1 protein-coding gene is annotated in these 2,157 nt (G+C 65.5%); it reads right to left on the bottom strand.

Annotation, left to right across the window (positions count from 1 at the left end):
- Positions 1 to 132: 132 nt before the first annotated feature.
- Positions 133 to 1,554 carry a group II intron reverse transcriptase/maturase gene (gene ltrA, locus NBX02_RS07845; protein WP_250290649.1) on the bottom strand — a complete coding sequence of 474 codons (1,422 nt, stop codon included), beginning with the start codon at positions 1,552 to 1,554 and terminating at the stop codon, positions 133 to 135.
- Positions 1,555 to 2,157 lie beyond the last annotated feature (603 nt).

Genomic DNA, 2,157 nt, shown 5'->3' with positions numbered 1-2,157 from the left:
GTAGGGTCGGGCCGAGGCGCGGTACCGGTATTTCTACCGGCCCGTTTCCCCGGCCCGCGCCTCCGAACCCGGCGTGCCCGTTGGCCGAGCACCGGGCTCTCCACGAGCCGATATCGATGGCCTGTCCGACTGTTACGCGGCCGTCTTCCACGGCGAAGGGATTGTTGCTCCCCTGTAGCGGTATCGGATAATTGTCACCGCCGCCGGGTTGAACAGCGTCACCCCGTTCCACGCCGGCCGCTGGTCTGGCTGGTAGCGGCGGCGTAGCTCCTTCCAACTGGTTTTGGGGTGTTTGTGCCGCAGCCAGCACCACACCCGCCGCCAGGTATAGGCGGACAGGTAGGCGAAGGTTTTGGCTGACGCCCCGTGCCGGAAGTAGGTTGTCCATCCGCGCAGCACTTGGTTGAGCCGGTGCAGCAGGATGTCCAGTGAGTGGTTCGTTGCTCCTCGGGTCAGCGCCCGTACCTTTCCTTTGACCGCCGCGAGGGCGGCGCGGGCCGGGTACGTGTAGACGTAGCGTTTCGCCGATCCTCGCTGGGTGTGCCGCTGGATGCGGAAGCCCAGGAACTCGAGGCCCTTGTCTATGTGGGTGATCCGTGTCTTCGTCGCCGACAGGCGCAGGCCCATCGGAACAAGCACCGCCGCCGCTTCCTCCCGCAGCCGTTCCGCGTCCGCGCGGGTTCCAGCGACCATCAGCAGCCAGTCATCCGCGTAACGGATAAGCCGATAGTTCGCCACCCCCCGACGGCGCCGTTCGGCCCGCTTATGGGAGTCACCCATCGCGTTCCACGCCCCGACAAAATGATCATCCAGGATGGACAGCGCGATATTCGCGAGCAACGGTGACACAATACCACCCTGTGGACAGCCCGTGACCGTATCCCTTTCCGCCCCGCCCTCGGTGAGGACGCCGGCTTTCAGGAACGCCTTCACCAGACCCAGCACACGCTTGTCTCCGACGCGAACCCGCACCCGGTCTAACAGCGCAGAATGCGAGATGTTGTCGAAGCACGCCTCAATATCACCCTCGACGGCCCACTCGTAGGAACGAGACGCCAGGAAGTGTGTTTCGGCGATCGCGTCGTGAGCCCGGCGCTTCGGACGGAAACCGTAGCTGCACGGCTGGAAACCCGCCTCGAAGATTGGCTCCAGGACAGTCAGGAGGGCCGCCTGCACCACCCGGTCCCGCACGGTGGCTATCCCCAGCCGGCGTCGCTTGCCTCCCGGCTTGGGGATCGTCACCTCGCGGACCACGACCGGCTGGAACCTGCGAGTCCGCAGATCCTCACGCAGGTCGGACAGGAACGCTGGCACTCCCCGCACGGTCTCGACGTAGTAGGCGGTTTCACCGTCCACGCCGGCCGTGCGCGCTCCCTTGTTCGTCCGCACCCGACGCCACGCCGTCACCAGCACCGCCGGGTCATAGACAAAGTTGTAGATATCATCGAACCGGCGCGTCCGATTATCAGACGCCCACCGATGCAGTTTGGTCTGGATCTTCAGTACCCCGTCCGCCGCCTCTTCGACGGTCGGCCACGGCGCGCCGATATTCACCGACGACCTCCTGACATTCCAGTTCCTCCCCGCTCGATCTCGCTGTCCCCCTTCCCCATGTGGCCGGCTTTCCCGGTCTCCGAGTACTACGAGGACTCCGCCACCTTCCACGACCACCAGTCGACGACGGACCTGCCCGCCGCCGGCGAGAGCCGGCGGGAAGGGCGATCGCGGAAAGCTTCCCACGTTCACTGTGATTCGGTTGACAGGTGAGGCGCCCAGCTTTTCCCCTACAGCATCGCCACGGGTACGCCGCGGACCTTCCCCATGGCCTCCACACCAGCGGCTCCTCCGCGATGTGAAGTCACCCCAACCCCGTTCATCAGGGTGCGCACTGTCGCCCGGCCCATATCCACCAGGTTCGAGCCGGTTCTGGACTTAAGGGGGTTCGACCACTGGTTCCTACATTCGTACACCTTCCTGTCTCGCTTGCCGGACCCGAGCCGTCTGGCAGTACCGACCCGTCCCGTCGTTGTCGAGGCTGCTCCCACCTTCCCCGGCGTCCCCCGGATCAGGCTGCCTCCAGCTTCAGCAGGCCACCGCGATGACCCACCGGCAGGGTCCTTTCACCCCTGCCCGAACTCACAGCGCCTCGTGGCGCAC

This window comes from Protofrankia sp. CiP1_Cm_nod1 (assembly GCF_920888515.1).
Taxonomy (GTDB): domain Bacteria; phylum Actinomycetota; class Actinomycetes; order Frankiales; family Frankiaceae; genus Protofrankia.
This window is presented reverse-complemented; position numbering and strand designations above follow the sequence as displayed.